This is a genomic window from Parapedobacter tibetensis (genome assembly GCF_024704835.1).
GTDB lineage: Bacteria > Bacteroidota > Bacteroidia > Sphingobacteriales > Sphingobacteriaceae > Parapedobacter > Parapedobacter tibetensis.
Window position 1 is genome coordinate 39,465 of the sequence record NZ_JAMXBE010000017.1, and the last position, 22,922, is coordinate 62,386.

Annotated in this window: 23 protein-coding genes; 13 read left to right on the forward strand and 10 right to left on the reverse strand. The window is 45.0% G+C overall.

All coding sequences use genetic code 11. From position 1 onward, the window contains the following. Positions 1 to 112 precede the first annotated feature (112 nt). The 3 genes from NF543_RS21345 to holA are packed head-to-tail and all read right to left on the reverse strand — an operon-like array spanning position 113 to position 1,949. A complete protein-coding gene (locus tag NF543_RS21345) occupies positions 113 to 331 on the reverse strand; it encodes a magnesium chelatase subunit ChlI family protein (RefSeq protein WP_257670232.1) in 219 nt (72 codons plus the stop codon). 46 nt (positions 332 to 377) lie between these two features. Continuing rightward, positions 378 to 938 (reverse strand): hypothetical protein, encoded by a 561-nt coding sequence (locus NF543_RS21350; RefSeq protein ID WP_257670233.1) that lies wholly within the window; start codon positions 936 to 938, stop codon positions 378 to 380. A 3-nt stretch (positions 939 to 941) separates the two neighbouring features. Beyond that, on the reverse strand, positions 942 to 1,949 hold the full coding sequence (gene holA / locus NF543_RS21355) for a DNA polymerase III subunit delta (protein WP_257670234.1): 1,008 nt from the start codon (positions 1,947 to 1,949) through the stop codon (positions 942 to 944). A 191-nt stretch (positions 1,950 to 2,140) separates the two neighbouring features. Here holA and NF543_RS21360 point away from each other — a divergent pair, with 191 nt between their 5' ends. The 5 genes from NF543_RS21360 to NF543_RS21380 all read left to right on the forward strand — a co-directional run bounded on the left by NF543_RS21360 (position 2,141) and on the right by NF543_RS21380 (position 7,107). Beyond that, the gene (locus tag NF543_RS21360; protein ID WP_257670235.1) at positions 2,141 to 2,596 is read left to right on the forward strand and encodes a type I restriction enzyme HsdR N-terminal domain-containing protein; all 456 of its coding nucleotides are present in this window, start codon (positions 2,141 to 2,143) and stop codon (positions 2,594 to 2,596) included. 179 nt (positions 2,597 to 2,775) lie between these two features. Further along, positions 2,776 to 3,471, forward strand: coding sequence for an ATP-dependent Clp protease proteolytic subunit (locus tag NF543_RS21365; protein WP_257670236.1), 696 nt, complete (start codon positions 2,776 to 2,778; stop codon positions 3,469 to 3,471). 1 nt (position 3,472) lies between these two features. After that, positions 3,473 to 4,720: an ATP-dependent Clp protease ATP-binding subunit ClpX gene (gene clpX / locus NF543_RS21370; protein ID WP_257670237.1), complete on the forward strand. Its 1,248-nt coding sequence runs from the start codon at positions 3,473 to 3,475 to the stop codon at positions 4,718 to 4,720. A 190-nt stretch (positions 4,721 to 4,910) separates the two neighbouring features. Further along, positions 4,911 to 5,735 carry an AMP nucleosidase gene (locus tag NF543_RS21375; RefSeq protein ID WP_257670238.1) on the forward strand — a complete coding sequence of 275 codons (825 nt, stop codon included), beginning with the start codon at positions 4,911 to 4,913 and terminating at the stop codon, positions 5,733 to 5,735. 10 nt (positions 5,736 to 5,745) lie between these two features. After that, on the forward strand, positions 5,746 to 7,107 hold the full coding sequence (locus NF543_RS21380; RefSeq protein WP_257670239.1) for a pyridoxal-phosphate dependent enzyme: 1,362 nt from the start codon (positions 5,746 to 5,748) through the stop codon (positions 7,105 to 7,107). Between the two features lie 59 nt (positions 7,108 to 7,166). Here the strand turns inward: NF543_RS21380 and NF543_RS21385 are convergent, their stop codons facing one another. The 5 genes from NF543_RS21385 to dnaB all read right to left on the reverse strand — a co-directional run bounded on the left by NF543_RS21385 (position 7,167) and on the right by dnaB (position 13,965). Next, positions 7,167 to 7,799 carry a YceI family protein gene (locus NF543_RS21385; protein ID WP_257670240.1) on the reverse strand — a complete coding sequence of 211 codons (633 nt, stop codon included), beginning with the start codon at positions 7,797 to 7,799 and terminating at the stop codon, positions 7,167 to 7,169. A gap of 92 nt (positions 7,800 to 7,891) precedes the next feature. Then, positions 7,892 to 9,217, reverse strand: coding sequence for a UDP-N-acetylglucosamine 1-carboxyvinyltransferase (murA, locus tag NF543_RS21390; protein ID WP_257670241.1), 1,326 nt, complete (start codon positions 9,215 to 9,217; stop codon positions 7,892 to 7,894). Between the two features lie 4 nt (positions 9,218 to 9,221). Next, positions 9,222 to 9,920 (reverse strand): DUF4290 domain-containing protein, encoded by a 699-nt coding sequence (locus NF543_RS21395; RefSeq protein WP_373275023.1) that lies wholly within the window; start codon positions 9,918 to 9,920, stop codon positions 9,222 to 9,224. Between the two features lie 5 nt (positions 9,921 to 9,925). After that, a complete protein-coding gene (locus NF543_RS21400) occupies positions 9,926 to 12,196 on the reverse strand; it encodes an ATP-dependent helicase (protein WP_257670242.1) in 2,271 nt (756 codons plus the stop codon). 194 nt (positions 12,197 to 12,390) lie between these two features. Beyond that, positions 12,391 to 13,965 (reverse strand): replicative DNA helicase, encoded by a 1,575-nt coding sequence (gene dnaB / locus NF543_RS21405; RefSeq protein WP_257670243.1) that lies wholly within the window; start codon positions 13,963 to 13,965, stop codon positions 12,391 to 12,393. 504 nt (positions 13,966 to 14,469) lie between these two features. Between dnaB and ubiE the strand changes: the two genes are divergently transcribed. Genes ubiE through NF543_RS21425 form a run of 4 tightly spaced genes read left to right on the forward strand, consistent with a single transcriptional unit; the run spans position 14,470 to position 17,308 of the window. Next, positions 14,470 to 15,207 carry a bifunctional demethylmenaquinone methyltransferase/2-methoxy-6-polyprenyl-1,4-benzoquinol methylase UbiE gene (gene ubiE / locus NF543_RS21410; protein WP_257670244.1) on the forward strand — a complete coding sequence of 246 codons (738 nt, stop codon included), beginning with the start codon at positions 14,470 to 14,472 and terminating at the stop codon, positions 15,205 to 15,207. Next, positions 15,204 to 15,980, forward strand: a complete 777-nt coding sequence (gene porT, locus NF543_RS21415) for a type IX secretion/gliding motility protein PorT/SprT (protein ID WP_257670245.1) — start codon at positions 15,204 to 15,206, stop codon at positions 15,978 to 15,980. Before ubiE ends, porT begins: the two co-directional genes overlap by 4 nt. A gap of 58 nt (positions 15,981 to 16,038) precedes the next feature. Continuing rightward, positions 16,039 to 16,809, forward strand: coding sequence for an SDR family oxidoreductase (locus NF543_RS21420; RefSeq protein ID WP_257670246.1), 771 nt, complete (start codon positions 16,039 to 16,041; stop codon positions 16,807 to 16,809). A gap of 49 nt (positions 16,810 to 16,858) precedes the next feature. Next, positions 16,859 to 17,308 (forward strand): GatB/YqeY domain-containing protein, encoded by a 450-nt coding sequence (locus tag NF543_RS21425; RefSeq protein ID WP_257670247.1) that lies wholly within the window; start codon positions 16,859 to 16,861, stop codon positions 17,306 to 17,308. Between the two features lie 43 nt (positions 17,309 to 17,351). Here NF543_RS21425 and glsB read toward each other — a convergent pair whose 3' ends face one another. Further along, positions 17,352 to 18,308, reverse strand: coding sequence for a glycine N(alpha)-acyltransferase GlsB (gene glsB, locus NF543_RS21430; RefSeq protein WP_257670248.1), 957 nt, complete (start codon positions 18,306 to 18,308; stop codon positions 17,352 to 17,354). 5 nt (positions 18,309 to 18,313) lie between these two features. Continuing rightward, on the reverse strand, positions 18,314 to 19,138 hold the full coding sequence (glsA, locus tag NF543_RS21435; RefSeq protein WP_257670249.1) for a lyso-glycine lipid O-acyltransferase GlsA: 825 nt from the start codon (positions 19,136 to 19,138) through the stop codon (positions 18,314 to 18,316). Positions 19,139 to 19,554: 416 nt separating this feature from the next. Between glsA and NF543_RS21440 the strand changes: the two genes are divergently transcribed. The 4 genes from NF543_RS21440 (at position 19,555) to uppS (ending at position 22,833) form a co-directional block, all read left to right on the forward strand. Further along, a complete protein-coding gene (locus NF543_RS21440) occupies positions 19,555 to 20,217 on the forward strand; it encodes a CBS domain-containing protein (RefSeq protein WP_257670250.1) in 663 nt (220 codons plus the stop codon). A gap of 6 nt (positions 20,218 to 20,223) precedes the next feature. After that, a complete protein-coding gene (locus tag NF543_RS21445; protein WP_257670251.1) occupies positions 20,224 to 21,108 on the forward strand; it encodes an NAD kinase in 885 nt (294 codons plus the stop codon). A 160-nt stretch (positions 21,109 to 21,268) separates the two neighbouring features. Continuing rightward, the gene (gene porG / locus NF543_RS21450) at positions 21,269 to 22,057 is read left to right on the forward strand and encodes a type IX secretion system protein PorG (protein WP_257670252.1); all 789 of its coding nucleotides are present in this window, start codon (positions 21,269 to 21,271) and stop codon (positions 22,055 to 22,057) included. Between the two features lie 32 nt (positions 22,058 to 22,089). Further along, positions 22,090 to 22,833: an undecaprenyl pyrophosphate synthase gene (gene uppS / locus NF543_RS21455; RefSeq protein WP_257670253.1), complete on the forward strand. Its 744-nt coding sequence runs from the start codon at positions 22,090 to 22,092 to the stop codon at positions 22,831 to 22,833. Positions 22,834 to 22,922: the final 89 nt, after the last annotated feature.

Here is a 22,922-nt window from a genome sequence, read left to right on the forward strand (position 1 = left end):
TTATCCTTCCTCAAGCCATTATTGAGGGAAACGAAGCAAGATTGTATGAGATACAAACATACAATGGCTATGCTTTTTGTAGTCAGGCCGATCAGGAGACCTTATAAGTCGTTCAGCTCCCGTGGCTTCCGTCCATCGAGCGGTAATGGATCGCCTCGGCTACATGGGGAAGCTTGATGGTATCGCGTCCTGCGAGGTCGGCAATCGTACGGCTTACTTTAAGGATGCGGTCATACACACGTGCGGATAGCCGGCAATTCTCCGTGTGGTTATAGAGCAGCCGCTTGCTGGACTTGGTGCGCCTGGGCAGTCGCCCGGCACATCTTGCCAAGCGATCAGTACACGGGCTGAAGGCACCGAAACGGGTCAAGGTCGCATCAATGCACAAACAGTCCTATCGTAATGAATACATTGTGCTGGTTGAACATATTGCTCGAGAACCGGGAATCAAACTGCTGGAACCCATACCCTACAGTGAATAGCAAATCGGATCTTTCGGCCAAAAGCTGAGCGTAGGTGAGCCCGGCTTTAGCCAGAAAGCCCTTGAAATAATCATTGCCGATGCTGGGTGCATACCCGGCATTGGCCATCGCACCAAAGGTCCATAATGGCGATAAACTAGCTAACGGCACCCTGAAATCGGCAAAAATAGGTAAGGTATTAATACGGCGGATTGAACGTGTGCCGTCTGCTATGGTAGTTTTCCCTCGGTACACATCATTCCCGATGCCAAGCCCAAGATAGAAATTATCATAAAAATTCTTACCAAAAGCAAACTGGAATTGGTACCCATGCATCGGGCTTTGATCATTGGAACTGCTTAGACCAAAAATCCCACCTGCCTGTAAAAGTGTGTAAGTGGCGCTCCGTTGGGCCTGTACCTGTAATGAAAAACCACCCAATAAAAGAAATATTGATAATAAGAAATATTTGTCCATCTGTTAATATAGGATTTTATAAACCAATTCCTTGAGTAAATCACCTTGTTCTATATTCACCGCGTTCAGTCCCTTGGACTTCAAATCATATTCGCGCAAGTAAGCAATGATATCAAATGTCTTCCGGCGATTGTAACTTCTTGCGGCTGTATCGTATTCCCTGGTAAAGAAAGGATGAACGCCAAGCTCTCGAGCCACGGTCTGAGGCGATTTGTCCGTGAGGTAATGGTACTTCAATATTTTTATGAAATAGCCTCCCATGGCACCTAATATCACCTGTATGGGGTTACTCCGGGGATTGGTGGCGAAATAATCAACAATCTGAAAGGCTTTTACCACATCCCTTTTTGCTAAGGCTGTATTCAACTCAAACACGTTAAAATCCTTGCTGATGCCAATATTACGTTCGATATCTTGCGCAGAGATTTCTTGGCCCTTGGGTACATTCAGCATGAGTTTTTCTAGTTCATTGACCACTTTTGATAGATCGTTCCCTAAATACTCTGCCATCATCGCCGCTGCCTGGGGATGGATATCCCATCCCCTATCCATTACGAAAGAAGCAATCCATGGGGCAACCTTATCATCGTATAGTTTGGTTGATTCCAAAACTACACCGGCCTTTTCAGTAAGCTTATAAGCCTTTTTTCGTTTGTCGAATTTTGAATACTTGTAAGCCAGTACCAGCAACGTACTTTTCATTGGGTTTTCAAGGTAATTCAATAGCAGGTCATCATCACCTTTCCATTTAAGGTTTTGCGCTTCTTTTACAATAATAACCTGATAATCACTCATCATGGGATAGCGCTTGGCAGCGTTTACAATCGTGACGAAATCGGTATCCTTACCATATAATACCGTTTGGTCAAACCCCTTTTGTGCATCATCGAGCACATGATCTTCCATATAGTCGCTTATCAAATCAATGTAATAAGGTTCCTCCCCGTGCAGCAAATAAACAGGCAAGAGCTTTTTGCTTTTGATATCGGCTATGATTTTGTTGGCATTCATTTTTGTTCTGTTTCTCGCAAAGATCACGAAGGCGCATACGCTTATAGCAAAGGCCGCAAAGATGTGATACGGCCCACCACGCACGGCAACATCGAGATGGTTTTCTTCGCGCACTTTGCGAACAACTTGGCGTCTTTGCGTGACCCTCCTTCGGGTTGGCAAATTAAACAATTAAACCCTAAGTTTGCAATATGTTTACTCCGATACCCCTTAATCTGCCTACATATGCTGCAAAAATCCAACGGGATGGTGATAAGTTGTTCATATTTGACGAATTGCGCAAAAAACAGCTGATACTTACTCCTGAGGAATGGGTGCGCCAACATTGGATTCAACACCTTATCCATGGAAAACGATACCCTAAGTCGCTTATCAAAATCGAAGGGGGGTTAAGGCTAAACGACATGCAACGAAGGAGTGATTTAGTCATATATGACACGCAAGGCAATAAAATTCTACTGGCCGAATTTAAGGCACCAACCGTGAAGATTACACAAGCTACGTTCGAACAAATTGCCAATTACAACAGCGTATATCGGATTCCGTTATTATTGGTGAGCAATGGGCTGCAACATTGGTATTGCCGCATCCATTTTGATCGAGATCAATTCGAGTTTCTTGCAGAACTTCCTGATTACCAATACTAAATAAACAATGGTGGCACCGGAATGCGCAGACAGTCTGGCAGGCCTTCCGCACGGCATTTTGGCAGTAGATTTATAAACTAAACCCAATGGCGCGATGTTTGTCCAATGAATATAACATCTGGTATATTAAAAATTGGACGAAATCACCTATCTTAGTCGGATTAAAAACAACGAAAACCATGAATATAGATAAAAACGAATTCAGAAAATATGCAATCAAACACCACCGGATTGGCAGCCAACATGTCGATGGTTTTATTTCCCGTGTGCAACAAAAAGTTCCAACATCATTGACCCCATACATCATTGAAGAGCGCCAAATGAACGTGGCTCAAATGGATGTATTCTCTCGTTTGATGATGGATCGGATTATTTTCATGGGTGATGCTGTGAGCGATCAAGTGGCAAATATCATACAGGCACAATTATTGTTTTTGCAATCAGCAGATGCCCAACGCGACATTCAGATATACATCAATTCACCAGGAGGAAGTGTATACGCTGGACTTGGCATCTATGACACCATGCAATACATTTCCCCAGATGTAGCTACCATCTGTACCGGCATGGCCGCTTCAATGGGTGCTGTGTTGTTATGTGCTGGAGCAAAGGGCAAACGGGCTGCATTAACCCATTCACGGGTGATGATCCACCAACCTTCGGGCGGCGCTCAAGGTGTAGCGTCAGACATGGAAATCAACCTCAGGGAAATGCTCAAGCTCAAAAAAGAATTATATGAAATTATTTCATTCCACTCGGGCAAAGACTACGATTGGGTTGAAAAATCCTCTGACCGTGATTATTGGATGACCTCTACGGAAGCCAAGGAACACGGCATGGTGGATGAGGTCTTGACCTCCAAAAAGGAGAAATAAAATGGCAAAGAATATGAAGGAAGTAATCTGCTCGTTTTGTGGCATACGAAAACAGGACGCATTGATGCTCATCGCTGGTGATGGTGCACATATCTGCGACCGCTGTATCACCCAAGCAGGCGAAATACTGGCTGAGGAGATGAATCTCCGAAAAAGTAAGGCCCTGCAAACCACACTGAAGCTTATCAAGCCTGCAGAAATTAAGGAACACCTTGACCAATATGTCATCGGTCAGGATGACGCCAAAAAGGTGATGGCTGTATCGGTATACAACCATTATAAACGGCTTAATCAAAAGGTGGAAAAGGATGAAATCGAGATTGAAAAGTCTAATATTATCATGGTGGGCGAGACAGGCACGGGCAAAACATTGCTGGCAAAAACCATCGCCAAAATCCTCAATGTACCCTTTTCTATATGCGATGCCACGGTATTGACAGAAGCTGGCTACGTAGGTGAAGATGTGGAAAGCATCCTTACCCGGCTGTTACAGGCTGCAGACTATGATGTGCCCGCCGCCGAACGCGGCATTATCTACATCGATGAGATTGATAAGGTAGCTCGTAAAAGTGATAATCCATCCATCACACGTGATGTGTCCGGTGAAGGGGTCCAACAAGCCTTGCTGAAGATATTGGAAGGTACAATCGTAAACGTTCCGCCACAAGGTGGACGTAAGCACCCCGACCAGAAAATGATTGCCGTCAATACCAATAATATTCTGTTTATCTGTGGCGGTGCATTTGATGGTATACAGAAAAAAATTGCCAACAGGCTGCGCACGCAAACCATCGGTTATAAGGTGAACAAGGAAGAAGTCGATATCGATTTAAACAACCTGTATAAATACATCACCCCGCAAGATCTAAAAAGCTACGGGCTGATCCCCGAACTTATCGGCAGGTTGCCGGTATTGACCTACCTCAACCCACTCGACAAGGAAACATTGCTGAATATCCTCACTAAACCCAGAAATGCGTTGATCAAGCAATACACAAAATTGTTTGACTATGAGGATGTCGAACTCAAATTCGACGAAGATGTTTTCCAGTTTATCGTGGATAAAGCCGATGAATTTAAGCTGGGGGCACGTGGCCTCCGCTCCATCTGTGAGGCCATTATGCTGGATGCTATGTTTGAAACACCTTCCAATAAAATCAAAGGCGAGCAAAAAGAGCTTTATATATCGCTCGAATATGCCAAACATAAACTCGAAAAATCCGATATAAAGAAGCTGAAAGCTGCATAACAAAAACCCCCACTGAATTGGTGGGGGTTTTTGTTATACTTTTTCCTTATATTTCATCTAAAAAGCAAGTTCTCAATGGCAGATGAGAGATCGGCAAATTGCTTATATATGCCGTTTTTGCAACTTGCATATATAAGGCAATTTATCTAAGTTTGTAATCATCCTACCCGTATATCCAGCTTTAATAGATATGGCCAAAGAAGAAAAAGAAAAACCTGTAGAAAGCCCCATTAAGCCCGGGTTGAAAACCAAGGAGGATATTGTGACCAACTGGTTACCAAGGTACACCGGCCGACCATTGGAAGAATTCGGAAAATATATCCTGCTAACAAACTTCTCTAACTACGTAAGGTTATTCTCGGAGATGCACGGCAATGCACCGATCATAGGTTTGGATAAGCCTATGCAGACGGTAACAGCCGAAGGCATCACCATCATTAATTTTGGTATGGGCAGCCCCATGGCAGCCACCATTATGGATTTGCTATCTGCGATCTCACCGAAAGCAGTATTATTTTTGGGTAAGGCTGGAGGCCTCAAAAAGAAGAATAAAATCGGCGATTTGGTCCTTCCCATAGCCGCCATCAGGGGTGAGGGCACGTCCAATGATTACTTCCCTCCTGCGGTACCCGCTCTCCCAGCTTTTGCTTTGCAAAAGGCCATCTCGACCACCATACGTGACCATTCCTTGGATTATTGGACAGGAACTGTTTACACGACCAACAGACGGGTATGGGAACACGATAGGGAATTCAAGAAGTATATCAAAAGCATCCGGGCCATGCTGGTGGATATGGAAACGGCTACTATCTTTTCCGTAGGGTTTGCCAATAAAATTCCGACGGGCGCCTTGCTGCTGGTATCGGACCAACCCATGATTCCTGAAGGTGTCAAAACAGTGGAAAGTGATTCCGGTGTTACCTCCCGATTTGTAGAAACGCACCTGACAATCGGCATCGAGTCACTCAAACAGCTCATCAACAACGGGCTCACGGTGAAACATTTGCAGTTTTAATCTGTGGATTATGTGGTATAATAATATTTTAGAGACTATTGGCAATACGCCTTTAGTAAAGCTCAATAATATCACCAAAAGCGTGCAAGGCACGGTATTGGTCAAGATAGAAACCACTAACCCTGGCAATTCCATCAAGGATCGCATGGCGGTAAAAATGATAGCCGATGCCGAAAAAGCGGGATTACTCAAACCCGGGGGAACTATTATTGAAGGCACGTCGGGTAATACAGGGATGGGATTAGCCATTGCGGCGATAATCAAGGGCTACAAATGCATATTTACCACAACAGATAAGCAGTCCAAGGAAAAAATTGATGCGCTCCGTGCGTTTGGTGCAGAGGTCATCGTATGCCCTACTAATGTCGATCCGGAAGATCCCCGCTCTTACTACTCCGTATCCAGCCGGTTGGAAAGTGAAATCCCCAACTCCTGGAAAGCCAACCAATACGACAACCTCTCGAACACTCAAGCCCACTACGAACAAACAGGGCCCGAAATATGGGAGCAGACCGAAGGCAAGATTACACATTTGGTGGTAGGTGTCGGCACCGGGGGCACCATCAGTGGTGCCGGAAAATACCTCAAAGAAAGAAATCCTCATATACAGGTATGGGGAATTGATTCATATGGCTCCGTCTTCAAAAAATATAAGGAAACGGGCATTTTTGACAAGGGCGAAATCTATCCTTATATCACCGAGGGCATCGGCGAGGATTTCTTGCCGAAAAATGTGGATTTTGACATCATTGACCTATTCGAAAAGGTGACCGACAAAGACGCAGCCCTGATGACTCGGGAAATTGCACGCAGGGAAGGCATCTTCGCCGGCAACTCAGCAGGTGCTGCTGTGGCGGGCTTGCTGCAACTAAAGGATAGACTCCATGCAGACGATGTGGTGGTCATCATCCTCCATGACCATGGATCACGTTACGTGGGCAAGATGTACAACGAAGACTGGCTTCGTGAACGGGGATTCCTCAAGAATGAGAAATTAACGGCACAAGGTATCCTCAAAAAACGGGGCGATGTACCCATTGTCACCGCTGATCTGGAACAATCCGTGATGGAAACGTTCAACATCATGAAAACACTCAATATCTCGCAAATACCTGTAACACAACAGGGGATGGTCATTGGAAAGGTCACCGAATCTGACATCTTAAATGCCCTGTTGGACAATCCTGCCCTGAAATCGGCCAATGTATCGGAAATCTGCACGCCACCTTTCCCTTTCGTGGATTTACGTACATCTATCGACAGGATTTCATCCCTTATTCATAAAGATAACCAAGCTGTACTGGTGGAGGATGAGCATGGGCAGATTGCCATCATTACGCAATACGACATTATCAATGCCATTTCGGGGTAAGCAAAAAGCCCCGAAACACGCATGTGCCTCGGGGCTTTTTGTAAATCTTCACTTAATACCTATGCTCCAGCAACCAATGTTATTTTCAAATTGATTTCCTTGCTGATCAAATCATCTGCCTGTCCTGCATAACTCACACCCCAATCCTCACGGGCAATATTAAAGTCAGCAGTTGCTTTCACGGCAGAATCGCTGGCTTCTTCCACATTGGCATCAAAGGTAATGTTCTTGGTCACACCACGGATGGTCAAATTGCCTGAAATCACTACCTGGCCCGCTTCGGCACCATTTTTCACTTCGGTAATTTCAAACGTGGCCTCTGGATGATTTTCTACATGAAAGAAATCTTCAGATTTTAGGTGGCTTTCCAGCTTGCCTTTATATTCCCCCTCTAAATCCAAATTGTAAATGCTATTGAGGTCTATGATAAAACTCCCCCCTGTCAATTTACCCTCATCTACAAACAAAGAACCCGATTTGATGCCGACAACACCATGATGCTGGCCGCTTACCTTTTTGCCCAACCACTCCACTTTAGAGTCTGTGGTATCTACAGCCAGTTCGGTGCCTAGGCCAGCGCTTTCCGCTAGGTCTACACTATCCATGGTTTCTGCTTTTTTCCCCTCAGGGTTTCCAACGCAAGATGCCAATACCCATGCACCAGCGCCCAATAATAACGATACTCTTTTCATAATATTCAAATTACTGATCTAGAAATATATGATTAAACATTTATTTCATACAAAAGTATGGATTCGATTTTAATTTCCACCAAGTAATATACTTAAAGGAGTTTGGGGTTTGCATCAATACGCCTGATATCCGCTCCCAAAGCTTGTAGCCGCAATTCGATATCTTGGTACCCCCGCTCAATCTGTTCAATATTATGAATCACGGATTTGCCTTGTGCTGATAGTGCGGCAATTAGCAACGAAACACCTGCTCGTATATCTGGGGAAGTCATTTCGATGCCACGCAATCTGAAAGCCTTGTCAAGACCGATTACCGTGGCCCTATGCGGGTCGCAGAGGATAATTTGGGCACCCATATCAATGAGTTTATCCACAAAAAATAGCCTGCTTTCAAACATTTTTTGGTGGATGAGTACGTTCCCTTTGGCCTGTGTGGCCACCACCAAGATGATACTCAACAAATCGGGTGTAAAGCCGGGCCAAGGGGCATCGGAAATCGTGAGGATAGATCCGTCAATAAACGTGTCTACCTCATAGCTTTTTTGGGAGGGTATATAGATATCATCGCCCCGAAGTTCGAATTGGATGCCGAGTTTTGAGAAAACGGAGGGAATAATACCCAGTTCACCGAAATGGACATCCTTGATCGTGATTTCAGATTCCGTCATGGCGGCCAATCCGATAAACGAGCCTATCTCAATCATATCCGGCAGCATCCGGTGTTCGGCACCTCCTAGGCTGTCTACTCCTTCAATAGAGAGGAGATTGGAACCGATACCGGATATCTTTGCTCCCATTCTGTTCAGCATCTTGCATAGTTGCTGGAGATATGGTTCGCATGCTGCATTGTAAATAGTGGTCGTCCCGTTGGCTAGCACGGCCGCCATCACAACGTTCGCCGTTCCGGTCACAGAGGCCTCATCCATCAAAATGTAGGTCCCTGTCAAATTAGTGGCATCTACATTGAAGAAATGTGCATCCGCATCGTAGTGGAACCGTGCCCCCAGCTTTTCGAATCCCAGAAAATGGGTATCCAACCGTCGTCGGCCAATTTTATCTCCACCGGGTTTCGGGATGGCAGCCCTCCCAAACCTTGCTAATAGGGGGCCCACAATCATAATAGACCCCCTCAAGCCACTGCCTTTGGATTTGAATTCCGTTGATCTGAAATAATCAAGGTCGATGGTTTTGGCACAGAACACATACGTGTCTTTGCTTTTGCGCGTCACCTGCACCCCCAAATCACCAAGCAATTCGATGAGCTTGTTTACATCCTTGATGTCTGGTATGTTACTTATCGTCACCTCTTCTTCCGTCAACAATACCGCCGAAAGAACTTGTAACGCTTCGTTCTTAGCTCCTTGCGGGACAATAGCTCCTTTCAACGGCTTACCGCCGTGTATCTCGAATGCATTCATGCACTTAATACCGCTTGCCTTTTTGTTGCTTCTTTTGGACTTTTTTACCTTTCCCGTTACCGTTCGGTTGGCTGCCTCCTCCTTTTAGTTGGCTACCTCCTCCTTTTACTCGACTACCTGGAGGCGGGGTCTTGAAATCTAGCTTCGTCAGGCTTACATTCGCATCGAGTTGCAACTCACCGTTTGATAATTCCCTAAGGTCACTTATGATCAAATCGTCTTCCACCGCGTCCTTGTTCCATGTCACGTAAGCCATTTTCATGAAGTTAGCGACGGACTGGGCCATTTGCTGTCTTTTTTCAGCGTCGGGTATGGCTTTGGCCTTCGCAATCATTTTTTCGATGGTATGGCCATAATGCTTATACCTGATCCGGTGCTGCGGGTAGTCAAGCAGTTCAGGTTTCGGATGTATGGCATCCCGGTCTGGGATGGGATATGGCGAATCTACATCGATTTTGAAGTCCGATATGATATGCAAATGGTCCCACAACTTGTGTTTGAAATCGGCCACATCACGCAAGTGTGGGTTCAGGAACCCCATCATATCGATGACAACCTGCGCGTGGAGGTTACGTTCTTCCTTTGTAGGCATTGCACAGATATAGTCTACCATATTCTGTACATTTCGCCCATACTCAGCCAAAATCAATTTCGGCCTGGTGCTATTATAGTCAAATTCCATTTCTATTTTTTTTGTATTCATTAAGCTCACCCTACAATTCTCAATTTGGCAAATTTAAGCAACAATTGCTTCTGTCCCAATTCTTTGAAGAAAATAGTTGCTTTTATATCACTTTTGTTCCCTTCCACATTAATTACTTTACCAAATCCAAACCGTTCATGTTCCACTTCCATACCCACTTGGAGGTTACTGGTATCCGATGGGGCGAAGCCTGATGTGGGTGTATGTGCCTTGGGCAAGATGGATGTGGTTTTGGGCAATACCTTCGGTTTAGGTTTCGTGAATACCTCCCGCTGTTGCCATGCCGTACGCTCATCGTCAAAGGAATTGTCCGCTTGGGGCATTGTCCGAGGTTTGAAATCGAGCTCAAGGTATGCCGGATTCAATTCGTCCAGAAACCGGCTCGGTTCGCAATTATTCAAGGTGCCCCAGCGGTACCGCGAAGTGGCATAGCTAAGGGTCAGTTTCTTCTCAGCACGGGTTACCGCTACATAGAAAAGCCTACGTTCTTCCTCTAGATCGCTTCTGGAATTGAGCGACATTTGCGATGGAAAGAGATTTTCCTCCAACCCTACGATGAATACATGAGGAAATTCCAACCCTTTGGAGGAGTGGATGGTCATGAGCGACACCGTATCGGCATTGGGGTTTTTGTCATTATCATCGTTGGTCAACAGGGCCACATCCTGCATGAACACATCAAGCCCTTTCTCTGCAATATCTTCGCGTTCACTAAATTCCTTGATACCATTCAGCAACTCTTGGATATTTTCATAGCGGTTAAGCCCTTCCACCGATTTATCTTCATACAGGTCTTTCAAGATACCTGAATGTTGTGCGATATGCATGGCGGCATCGAATGCCGAATGGTTCTTGGCCACCACTTGGAAACCTTGTACCATGGTAGCAAATACCCCCACGGCCCCAGCACTCCTACCATCTAGATAGGTGCTCGCATTGCTAATGATGTCCCAAAGCGTTACTTGATGTTGGTCTGCGGCAATAAAAACGCGGTCCACCGTGGTATCGCCTATCCCCCTTCGGGGATAATTGATGACCCGCTTGATGGCTTCTTCATCATTGGGATTGAAAGTGAGCCTAAAGTAGGAAATCAAATCCTTGATCTCTTTACGTTGGTAAAAAGAGGTGCCCCCATAGATTTTATAGGGCACGTTGATTTTCCGGAGCGCTTCTTCCATTGCCCTCGATTGTGCATTTGTACGGTAAAGAATGGCAAAATCGCGGTAGTTCAACTGGTGAAGCGAGCGTTCCTGCGCAATGGCTTCGGCTATTATTTTTCCTTCCTCATTATCGCTGAATGCCCGGCAAACCTTGATTTTCTCACCTGTTTCATTTTCGGAGAACACATGTTTCTTCAATTGGTCCTTATTATTGGCAATGATGCTATTGGCCGCATTCACGATGTTCTGCGTAGAGCGATAGTTCTGCTCAAGCTTAAAGACCTTCAAATCGGGATAATCCTTCTCGAAATTGAGTATGTTCTGGATGTTGGCACCACGGAAGGCATAAATGCTTTGGGCATCATCGCCCACCACGCAAATATTCTCATTGATTGCTGCGAGCTTGCGCACAATCAAGTATTGGGAAAAATTGGTGTCCTGATACTCATCCACCATCAGGTATTTAAACTTGTGTTGGTATTTATGCAATACTTCTGGATATTCCCGGAAAAGCACATTGGTTTTGAACAATAAGTCATCGAAATCCATGGCCCCGGCCTTGTAGCAGCGTTGTGTATAGGTCATGTAAATCTGCCCAAGCTGTCCCCTACCGTTTGATAAATCATCGGCCTGTACCTGTTCATTGCCATTGTACTCAGCAGCTGATATGAGGTTGTTTTTTGCCGATGAAATTCGATTATAAACAAAATTTGCATTGTACAATTTATCATCCAGTTGCATTTCCTTGAGGATGCTACGAATAAGGCTCTTGCTATCATCCGTATCGTAGATGGTAAAATTGCGCGGATAGCCGATGTGTTCGGCTTCTACCCGCAGTATCTTGGCAAATACGGAGTGGAATGTACCCATCCAAGCGTTTTTAGCTTCATCACCCACTACAGCCATGATACGTTCACGCATCTCCTTGGCAGCCTTGTTGGTAAAGGTAAGCACCAAAATGTTGAAGGGATCCACGCCTCGGCGCACCAAATGAGCTACGCGGTAGGTAATCACGCGCGTTTTGCCGGAACCCGCACCCGCCACGATCATTACTGGCCCTTCGGTTTGTTCCACCGCGGCCCGCTGCGAAGGGTTTAATCCTGCTAAATAATCCAAAGTTTCACTCCTGTAATTGTCTGTTTTCCGATTAGAGGCGTAAAGGTACGAAATTACCGGCAGAGCTGGAAAAATAGCGGCCAGAATTCGGTGATCAGCAATCAGCTTTACGCCATTCGAAAAAAGAATCCGACCGTATATTATTATGAATCAATCTAATAGATTACTGATAGTCGATTGCTGAAAGCTGATGGTTAAAAAGGTGAATCATCATTCATGTCGTTCATCCGGGACTGGCGAACAATGCTTCCCGGCTGGTTAAATGAGGATGACGGGGCCATTCCTGAAGCGATTGAGCCAGACTCCTGCAAACCACCCCCAACGGAAAAATCGTCTTCCAAGTCGGTAAATTTCACATATTTACCTACAAATCGCAGCTGCACGGTGCCCGTTTCCCCATTTCGGTGCTTGGCGATGATGATCTCGCCCACTCCCGCAGTGGAGCGCCCAGCCTCATCTTCCGTGAGGCCATAGTATTCTGGTCGGTAGAGGAAAAGCACCATATCTGCATCCTGCTCGATAGATCCCGATTCACGCAAATCCGATAGCATTGGACGCTTACTGCCTCCGGGTCGACTTTCCACGGCACGACTAAGCTGCGAAAGCGCAATCACAGGGATATTCAATTCCTTGGCCACCGACTTGAGCGAGCGGGAGATGCTGCCGATTTCCTGTTCACGGTTGCCCCCCTTGCCATCGTTCTTACCATGCATGAGTTGCAGGTAATCCACAATAACCATCTGGATGTCATATTGGGCTTTGAGCCTACGGCACTTGGCCCTGAATTCGAATATGTTAAGGGCCGGTGTATCGTCAATCAATAAGGGTGCCTGAGTAAGCCGCCCGATGCGGGAATGGAGCTGTGTCCACTCGTGATCAGCCAAACTGCCCTTTCTGAGTTTCTCTTGCTCAATCTCGGTCTCACCGGCAATAAGACGGTTGACGAGTTGCACAGACGACATCTCCAAGGAAAATACGGCTACAGGTTTGTTGTGGTCTACCGCCGCATTGCGTGCACAGCTCAATACAAACGCGGTCTTACCCATGGCCGGGCGAGCGGCTATAATTACCAGATCGGAGGGTTGCCATCCTGAAGTCATTCGATCCAGTTCGGTAAAGCCCGAAGGGACACCGGTAAGGCCATCAGTACGGTCCCTTAGCGTTTCTAGGGCTTCTACAGCCTCCCGCATAATATCATCCACCTTGCGTGTATCACGCCGCAGGTTATTCTGCGCGATGTCAAATAGACTTTTCTCTGCATGGTCCATCAAGTCGAAGATATCCGTGGTATCTTCATAGGCATTGTTGATGATTTCCGTCGACACCTTGATCAGTTCACGTTGGATGTACTTCTGGGAAACAATACGGGCATGGTATTCAATGTTGGCAGCGGACACTACACGGTCTGTTAGCTGCGTGATGTAATACGCACCACCAACCAATTCCAATGCACCCATCTTCCGCAGCTCGGCGGTTACAGTAAGTAAATCTATTGGAGAAGTTTTCTGAAATAGGTTGTATATTGCCTCAAAAATCTTTTGGTGAGCTTCAACATAAAATGTTTCCGGCTTAAGAATGTCTATGACCTCACTGAGTGCGTTCTTCTCCAACATCAACGCTCCCAATACGGCTTCCTCCAAATCCACGGCTTGCGGGGGTAATTTACCCAACCCACTCACTAAATTATTCAACCGCGTACGTCGCTCGGTAAATGTACCACGCGCTGAAGGATTGGCTTGGTTGGAGGCATATTCATTCTCGTTGCTCATGTAATTATTATGCTTAAAATAAATTTAAAATAGGAGTCGACTTGATACCAAGTTTATCAACGGCTACTGCTCCGAAAACCAGCAAAACAAAAGTATGTATTTTTGCCGGCCTACATCTAGGCGAGTTCTAAACAGCATCTTCACAATCTATTTCATTTGATTTCTTACCTGTTGAAACAGGCTCAGTTAGCAATATACGTTTTTAACATCAATTGTGCAAAAAATGTTTATAAAAACAAATGCATACTGATAACCAATGTCTTGTACGTATGTTAATAACTTTCCAAACTGTGGATTGTCCAAATAAACCCTAACAAAATCTGGTTTATACCCGCATAGAAATTAGTCCGATCATATACCTATTGATTATCAATTCATAGCACAAAAATCCTTAACAATTACTTAACAATAGAAGTCCGGAAGCCTGGAAGTTCGGAAGTCCGAAAGTGGCTACTGCTTATTGCCCACTACCTACTTCATTATAAAACTGTATATTTGCTTATCATGACGACATCTGATACAGTGAAACCCTATAAGGACGCCGAGGCAAGCAAAAAACAGCAGGTTGCCGATATGTTTGACAACATTTCTGGCACCTATGATTTCCTTAACCATTTCCTATCACTCGGTATCGACATCATTTGGCGGAAAAAAGCCATCCGTTCATTGAAAGCATCAAATCCCCAACACCTGTTGGATGTAGCCACCGGCACTGGCGATTTTGCATTGGAGGCCATCAAGCTATTGAAGCCCACCAAGGTTATCGGAGTAGATATCTCACAGGGGATGTTGGATGTCGCCAATGAAAAAATAATAAAAAAAGGCCTCAGCGCCCAATTCGAGGTACGGTTGGGCGATTCGGAAAATCTTCCGTTTGCAAGCGATACATTTGATGCGGTAACAGTGGCCTTCGGGGTACGCAATTTCGAAAACCTAGAAATGGGCTTATCCGAAATCTGCCGGGTGCTTAAACCGGGTGGCAAAGCCGTGATCCTTGAATTTTCAAAACCGAAAGGATTCCCCGTGAAGCAACTCTACAACTTCTATTTCAACCGAGTGACACCCTTTATTGGCAAGGTATTTTCAAAAGACAATAGCGCTTATTGTTACCTGCCGGAATCCGTTGCCAGGTTTCCCGATGGGGAAAAGTTTGCCAACATCCTTCACCATGTTGGCTTCAGTGAAACGGTTTGCCGCCCACAGACATTCGGTATTTGCACCATCTATATTGGCACGAAATGAATAATTCATTTCCCCTCCTTTCCATCGGGTGTCTATTGGCTCTCTTAGTGGCAACATCGCTATCGGCATCCGCCCAGCGCCGGCAAACGCTTCAGCGTTGGGGTGGCGGAGTGGATGATGAGGTAATCCATTTCGGCTTCAGCTTCCATTATGTCAATGCAGATTACAAAATCGAACTGAAGCCGGATTGGCAGCGCCCATTCCAAGATCAAGAAGGATGGGTAGGCGATTCATTATACAGCGTATATTCTCCTTTTTATCAGGGTATGGGATTGGGGTTGCTAGCAGATATCAAACTTACTGAAAATGCCAACCTCCGATTTACCCCTTCACTGGTTTTTTCTAACAAGGCGGTAAATTACGGTTACACACCATTCGCTAATAGCACCCATGACCGGCAGTTGACCACCTTGGTGAGATCATCCTACATTGATTTGCCTCTGCTATTCAAATTCAAATCCGACCGCAAGGCCAACTACCGAGGCTACCTTATTGGTGGCGGCAAATATTCCATCAATGTGGTATCAAGCAAACGCTATGATGATGCTGGCGTTCCTCCGTTTGAAAAACTATTGAAAACCAAACCCACTTATTTTTCCTATGAAGCGGGGATTGGCTTTGATTTTTATTTTGATTTTTTCAAGATGTCGCCGGAAATCAGATGGGTGCAAAGCATCGGCAATTTATTGGATGCAAGAGAGCCTAATATGTTTAACCATCCCATTGATCGGCTTATGCTGCGGAATCTCCAAATCAGTTTATTTTTTGAATGATATTGAGCAATATCCCATATCTCATGTCTAACATCTCATATCTCTTTTCTAATATCTCATGTCTAACAAAATAGCATTCATCACAGGAGCAAGCGCAGGTATTGGGGCGGCCTGCGCAACGATTTTTGCACAGGAAGGATATAACCTGCTGCTCGCAGCAAGACGTGTCGATCGTTTGGAAGTGCTATCCAAAAACCTTACCGCTTCTCATGGCACTGACATCAAGCTTCTGCCCCTCGACGTCCGCAATGCGGAGGAAGTGTCTTTTACTTTTGGCAACCTGCCCGAAGAATGGAAGCAGGTAGATGTACTGGTCAACAATGCCGGTCTGAGCCAAGGACTCGATCCTATTCATGAGGGCGACATCGGTGATTGGGACCGCATGATAGACACCAATATCAAGGGCTTACTTTATGTCACCCGTACCGTAGCGCCTTTGATGGCGGCACGCCAAAGTGGGCACATCATCAACATTGGATCCATTGCCGGCAAGGAAGTATATCCGAATGGCAATGTCTACTGTGCCACTAAACATGCCGTAGATGCGCTCACCAAGGCTATGCGCATCGATTTGTTGGATAAAGGCATTCGGGTCACCTCCATCCATCCTGGAATGGTTGAAACCGAGTTTTCGGAAGTACGGTTCAAGGGCAACAAAGAACGGGCTTCAGCGGTGTACCACAATATGGAGCCCTTAGTAGCGGAGGATATCGCGGAAACCGTTCGGTTCATAGCCTCCCGACCGAAACACGTCAATATTAGCGATATAATCATCATGCCTACAGCACAGGCCACTGCCACCATGGTTATGAGGAATGAAGAAGGATAATTCAGATTACCGCACATAATTTCTACCTTTGATTTTTAAAATAATCAAAATGGCTTTACAGGAAAAAATAGACCAAGACATCAAATCGGCAATGCTGGCTAAGGACAATACCCGGCTTCGTGGCCTACGCGCCATCAAGGCCGCAATATTACTGGCCAAAACAGAAAAAGGCCATGCCGAAGCGCTTACCGAAGAAACGGAGATCAAGGTCTTGCAGAAATTGGCAAAACAGCGTAAAGAATCGGCAGACATCTATAAGCAACAAAACCGTGATGATTTATACCGAATCGAAATCGAGGAGCTGGAAGTGATTGAGGGTTATATGCCGAAACAATTGGGCAGGGAAGAAATAGAAAGCATCGTTAAGCAGCTAATAGCCGATACCGGTGCTTCAGGCATTAAGGATATGGGTAAAATTATGGGATTGGCAAATCAAAAACTTGCTGGACAAGCCAATGGAAAAACCATCTCCGAAATAGCCAGAGCTTTGTTGGCATAGGGCTAAGCGGTTATCAACTTTCAGCAATATTAGTCGGCCAACATCAGATCACCTTCCGACTTCTCATGTCCTTATCTCGCTCATACGTGGAAATATGGCGTTCTTTTTTGCTTTCAAAGATATCATCGATGACGATCAAGATACCTGTCTCCTCGACCGTACCAAATTCATCGTTTATGGCCGTGCCAAACGTTTTCATTGTGGAAGAGAGGTTCATATAGGTATTGATTAACGGAGGGATATTCTCACCTAATAACCGTATTCTCCCATTGAGGATTTTGTAACCTTCTTTATATTCCAGCCCGTCAAAAATGCCGCTGAATGTAGTTGCATTCCCGTGGTAACCCAAAGGCCTGATAGGCCATACCAGCTGATCTTCATCCGGAAAATAATGGTTCATGAAATAAAGCAGTAAGTCCCTGGCTTCTTTATTATAGTGAGGATACATTGTCACCTTACCAAACAAATACTTAACATCCGGATTGAGCTTCACGACGGCTCCCAGCCCATCCCATAGGTTATCAAGTGAAAATAATCCCCTACGGTTATCCTTAGCGGGTTGATATTTTGGCTGCACAAAAGATCGACCCAGTTCAATCGTGAAGGGCAAATATTCCTGTATGAATTTCTCTGAAAAATGGAAATAATGGGAGGTCGATAGATTGATTTCACCATGGCTGTTTACCCCTACATCCTTGCATTTGATGAGTCGATATCCAGCGATAATCTCTTCATCCTCAGGATTCCAAGCAATCAGTTGATCATAGGCGTCAGCACCGGTATCGTTATCATCTAGGTCATATGTGAGGCCTGTCCCCCCCCCTGCTGCCCTGAATGTAAGCTCCCTCAATCTCCCAATCTCCTTCACTGTATAAGGCGCATTATAATGGTTTACAAGGTAAATCTCGTTGTTCCCATTATTAGTATAGCGTACAAACGCCTCTTGAGTAAGCTCCTTTTTTATGAAATTTTTATCAACAGGTGCTATTATTTCTTGCATATAGTCTAGTTTTCAGGAGCCAAGTTGTAAACCGTTTTTTTCATCTCCTCAGCCCACTCCTTTTCACTTTTGGAGCCGTCAAAATAGGTATAAGAAATTGGTTTTCCTATACATACTGTCACATTTTTGTTTTTCTGTGCAAACATTTCATCCGCAAGATAAAACATTTCGATATTGGCTTTTATGCCAAGAAATTCCCTGAAACGAGCAAAATTATAAAAAAAGCTCGAATTTTTTCCATCGATATAAACAGGAACAATATCTTTCTGGTACTTCTTCGCTTTGCTGATAAAGCTTTTTTTCCACGCTAAATCTTCGATTTTCCCATTCCGTTTGCGGGAAACTAAGCCCGCAGGAAAAACCAACAAGGCATGATCTTGAGCATAAGCTTCTTCAATCTGTTCCATCCCCTTCCGGCCCTGTGTCCCATGCTTGTTAATCCCTACGAATAGGGGTTCGAGGTTTTTAATATTCAATAGGATGTCATTGACGAGAAATTTGATATCCTGCCGGTATTTACCCAAAGCATGCATGAAGGCAATACCGTCTAGTCCGCCCAACGGGTGGTTTGAGGCGAAAATCATTCCCCCCTCACTAGGGATATTTTCCGCTCCTTCTAATTCAACAATCACCCCCAAGTCCTCAATCAAGGCATCTACAAACGTCAAGCCATGGAGATGCCCCATTTTGGCCATTATCTCGTTGATATCGTCTTCGTGTACAACCCGCTCGATATAACGCAAAATAAATCGAGGTATCCATCGGAGCAGTCGTGGATTCTTCCGCCGGATGATATCCCTAACTACAATATATTTATCTTTGTTTTCCAAAATAACCCTTAGAAGTTTAATTGCCCCCTTCTACGAGCGCCCATTTGTATATCCATAATGATTAGCAGCCAAAAGTAGTAAAACTTCGCTTATTGTTATGGATTAAAAACACAAGGGTGCATTCACATTGTCGTATAACACTTCTTATATCATATTAGGGCCGTACAGCATAAGGTTGAGGGGGCCGAACTGCGAAGCAATCGCATATCGTGATACATTGGATTTGTCATCGTTTTGTTTGATTACCGAAAAAAAAACCATGGACAAAAGAAAAAAAACCAAAATAATCGTTCATGTCACCAAAAGCCAGTAATTTTGGGCAAGCTTAATTAATGCCTGTCTATTAATTTGAAAGCGCTAATTAAACGATTGACCGTTTTGATTGTTTAATCTATTAAGGAGGTCGACAGAAAATCATGAACATAGGCCAAGTCATAGCAGATCGCGATTATGCGATAATTCCTACAGATAGCGTCCGATACACATTGGACAAAATGGCCGATTTCCAGTTGGCCCAATTGCCCGTGATAAAGGATGACCTTTTTCTTGGGCTCCTATCCTATGAAACGCTGGCCGAACACGCAAATGTGGATGACAGCATCGAACAGGCCGACGTAACCTATCAGCAGGTCCATGTTTATGATACCCAACACATTTATGACGCCATTCTATTTTTCCAAATCCATCAAGTAGATATCCTACCCGTATTGGATGACGAACATAGTTACCTAGGCGCAGTTACCCCGCTTGATTTGATTATTGCGTTGAGCCAAACCATGTCCATCCACCAACCCGGCGGAATCGTTGTGCTGGAAATGGGACATAATGATAATGCATTATCGCATATCGCGCATATCGTTGAATCGGATAATGCCCAGATACTAAACTCTTATGTGCAGGCCTCTTCGGATTCTTCTCGGTTAGAGGTCACTATAAAAATCAATAAATCAGACATCTCATCCATTGTTGCCGCTTTTCTTAGACATGATTACACGATCAAAGCTACTTACAACGATGAAAATAGTCACGACAACTCCCGCGACCGCTATGAGCAGCTGATGAATTATATCAATATGTAGTTATATATGAAGGTAGCGATTTACGGCAGGGAATTCCATCCATCGGTCATACCCTATGTACAACATTTATTTGATTCATTGGTTGCAAAAGATACGGAACTATGGATTTATGAAGATTTCCACCAATTTTTGGAACAACAGGTTGAATGTCCACAAAAACTAAACACCTACTCCATTCACCATCAATTGCCTGACGACATCGGTTTTATGCTAAGTCTTGGGGGTGATGGCACCATGCTGGCCGCGGTAGCCATTGTGGGCGATTCAGGGATACCTGTGGCAGGCATTAACTTTGGTAGGCTTGGCTTCTTGGCCAGCATCAACAAAGACGAAATCGAAACCTCCATAGATGCCATTCTGCATGGCGAATACAATATTCAAAAACGGACACTCTTGGCGGTACAATCCGATCAAACTGCGCTGTTCGACGGCAACCATTTCGCACTCAACGACATCACGCTTTTCAAGTATGACAGCTCGGCAATGATTACGGTAAAAGCCTACCTCGATGGCGAGTCCTTGAATGCCTATTGGGCGGATGGTATCATTGCGGCCACTCCTACTGGATCCACGGCTTATTCACTGAGTTGTGGGGGCCCCATCATCATGCCTGGGAGTGGAAACTTCGTCATCACCCCCATATCCCCACATAACCTCAATGTAAGGCCCGTAGTTATTTCGGACGATATGGAACTGGATTTGGAAATCGAAAGCCGTAGCGGTAAATTCCTGCTTTCATGCGATTCCAAGACAGCTGCCATTTCCACGGATGTAAGGCTTAAGATTACCAGGGCTCATTTCCAGGTGAACCTTATCCGGCTTAAAAATTACAGTTATTTCTCCAACCTACGCAACAAGTTACTTTGGGGGCTCGATGCCCGCAATTATTAAGTTATTTGCTAATTCGCTGTTCGTTTATTCCCATTGCGCAACAGTAAAATGCAAATTCGCGATTAGGCGAATAGGCAAATCAGCAAACAGCGAATAAGCAAACAGCGAGTAAGCAAAAAATATTCTATCTTTACCCCCTTTCAGTAAAACCGTCATCACTGTGCATAAGGGAATCGTCATGTTGCTTATCGCTCTCGGCCTCACAGCCTCACGTGTCAATGCACAGGAATGGGAATTCGGGGCCCTAGCCGGTGTTTCCGGATACATGGGCGACCTCAATCCCGAAAATCCGCTGGCTTATAATGATTGGTCCGCTGCTGCCTTTGTCAAATATAACCTCAATCACACTTGGGGCATAAGGGGAAATTTTGCATATGCGAATATCTTCGCTTATGATATCGACTCGCGGGTAGTACAACGACAAGAGCGTAACCTAAATTTCTTCGGAAATGTGATGGAGGCATCATTACTTGTAGACTTCAATTTCTTCAAGTGGTTACCACAACGGGGCCGCATCGTATATACCCCCTACATCTTCGCCGGGGTTGGCGGAACGCTATTTGAGCCGAAATGGTATGATTTCAACACCAATGTAGTGAAACTCCGGGAATATCAAACAGAAGATAAAGCATATAGTAATCGTTCGATAAGCATCCCGTTTGGTGCAGGATTCAAATACAACTTGCGAGGCCCTTGGTCCATAGGTGTAGAAATAGGGTATCGATTGGCATTGACGGATTACCTGGATGATGTGAGCGGTTTTTACCCTGACTTCAATTACGCCAATAAATACAATAATCTCCGTATCTATTTAGCAGATCCTTCGCCGACAAATATGGCCACCCCCAACACCCAACGTGGTGATGGACGTCCTTACGATTCCTACATGGTTGCCGGCCTCACGGTGTCGTATACGATCTTCAAAGGAGGATGCCCAGAATGGCGATAAAATTTTTCTATTAACTTTGCACAAAAATTGCAATGAATATCAAGGATACGATAGATAAGTCGCGCCTACCCCAACATGTAGCCATCATTATGGATGGCAATGGCCGCTGGGCAAAAGAACGGGGTAAGCTGCGGGTGTTTGGCCACAAAAACGGTGTGGCGGCCGTACGTGATACTGTGGAAGGTGCAGTTGAAATTGGCATCAAGTACCTCACGCTTTACGCGTTCTCCACGGAAAATTGGAACCGTCCGAAGTTGGAGGTATCTGCACTGATGGAGCTACTCGTAAACACGATTAATAAGGAGACTAAAACCCTCATGGACAACGGCGTAAAACTCAATGCAATAGGCGACTTGAAGCAATTGCCACCCAAATGCCATAAACAACTCCATGAAGCCATGAATAAAACTGCCGGCAATTCCAATAGTACACTGACCTTGGCATTGAGCTACAGCGCACGTTGGGAAATCACCGAAGCCGCGCGGCAATTGGCCAATCAGGTCCAATTAGGCCTCATCAATCCAGGTGATATCGATGAAAATCTTTTTGCGCAACACCTTACCATGCCCGATATACCAGATCCCGAATTGCTGATACGTACCAGTGGCGAACAACGCATCAGCAACTACCTGCTGTGGCAATTGGCCTATTCCGAATTGTACTTCACCGATAAAATGTGGCCAGAATTCAGGAGAAACGACCTGTTCGAGGCCGTCTATGCCTATCAAAAACGGGAGCGACGTTTCGGACGCACCAGCGAGCAATTGGTTCCTTAACCCCTGTACAGGTCATGATTGTGTCGAAGCAATTTTTTAAAAATAATGCCTTTTAACAAAAATTAACAACTGTTTGACGTACTTTAGCG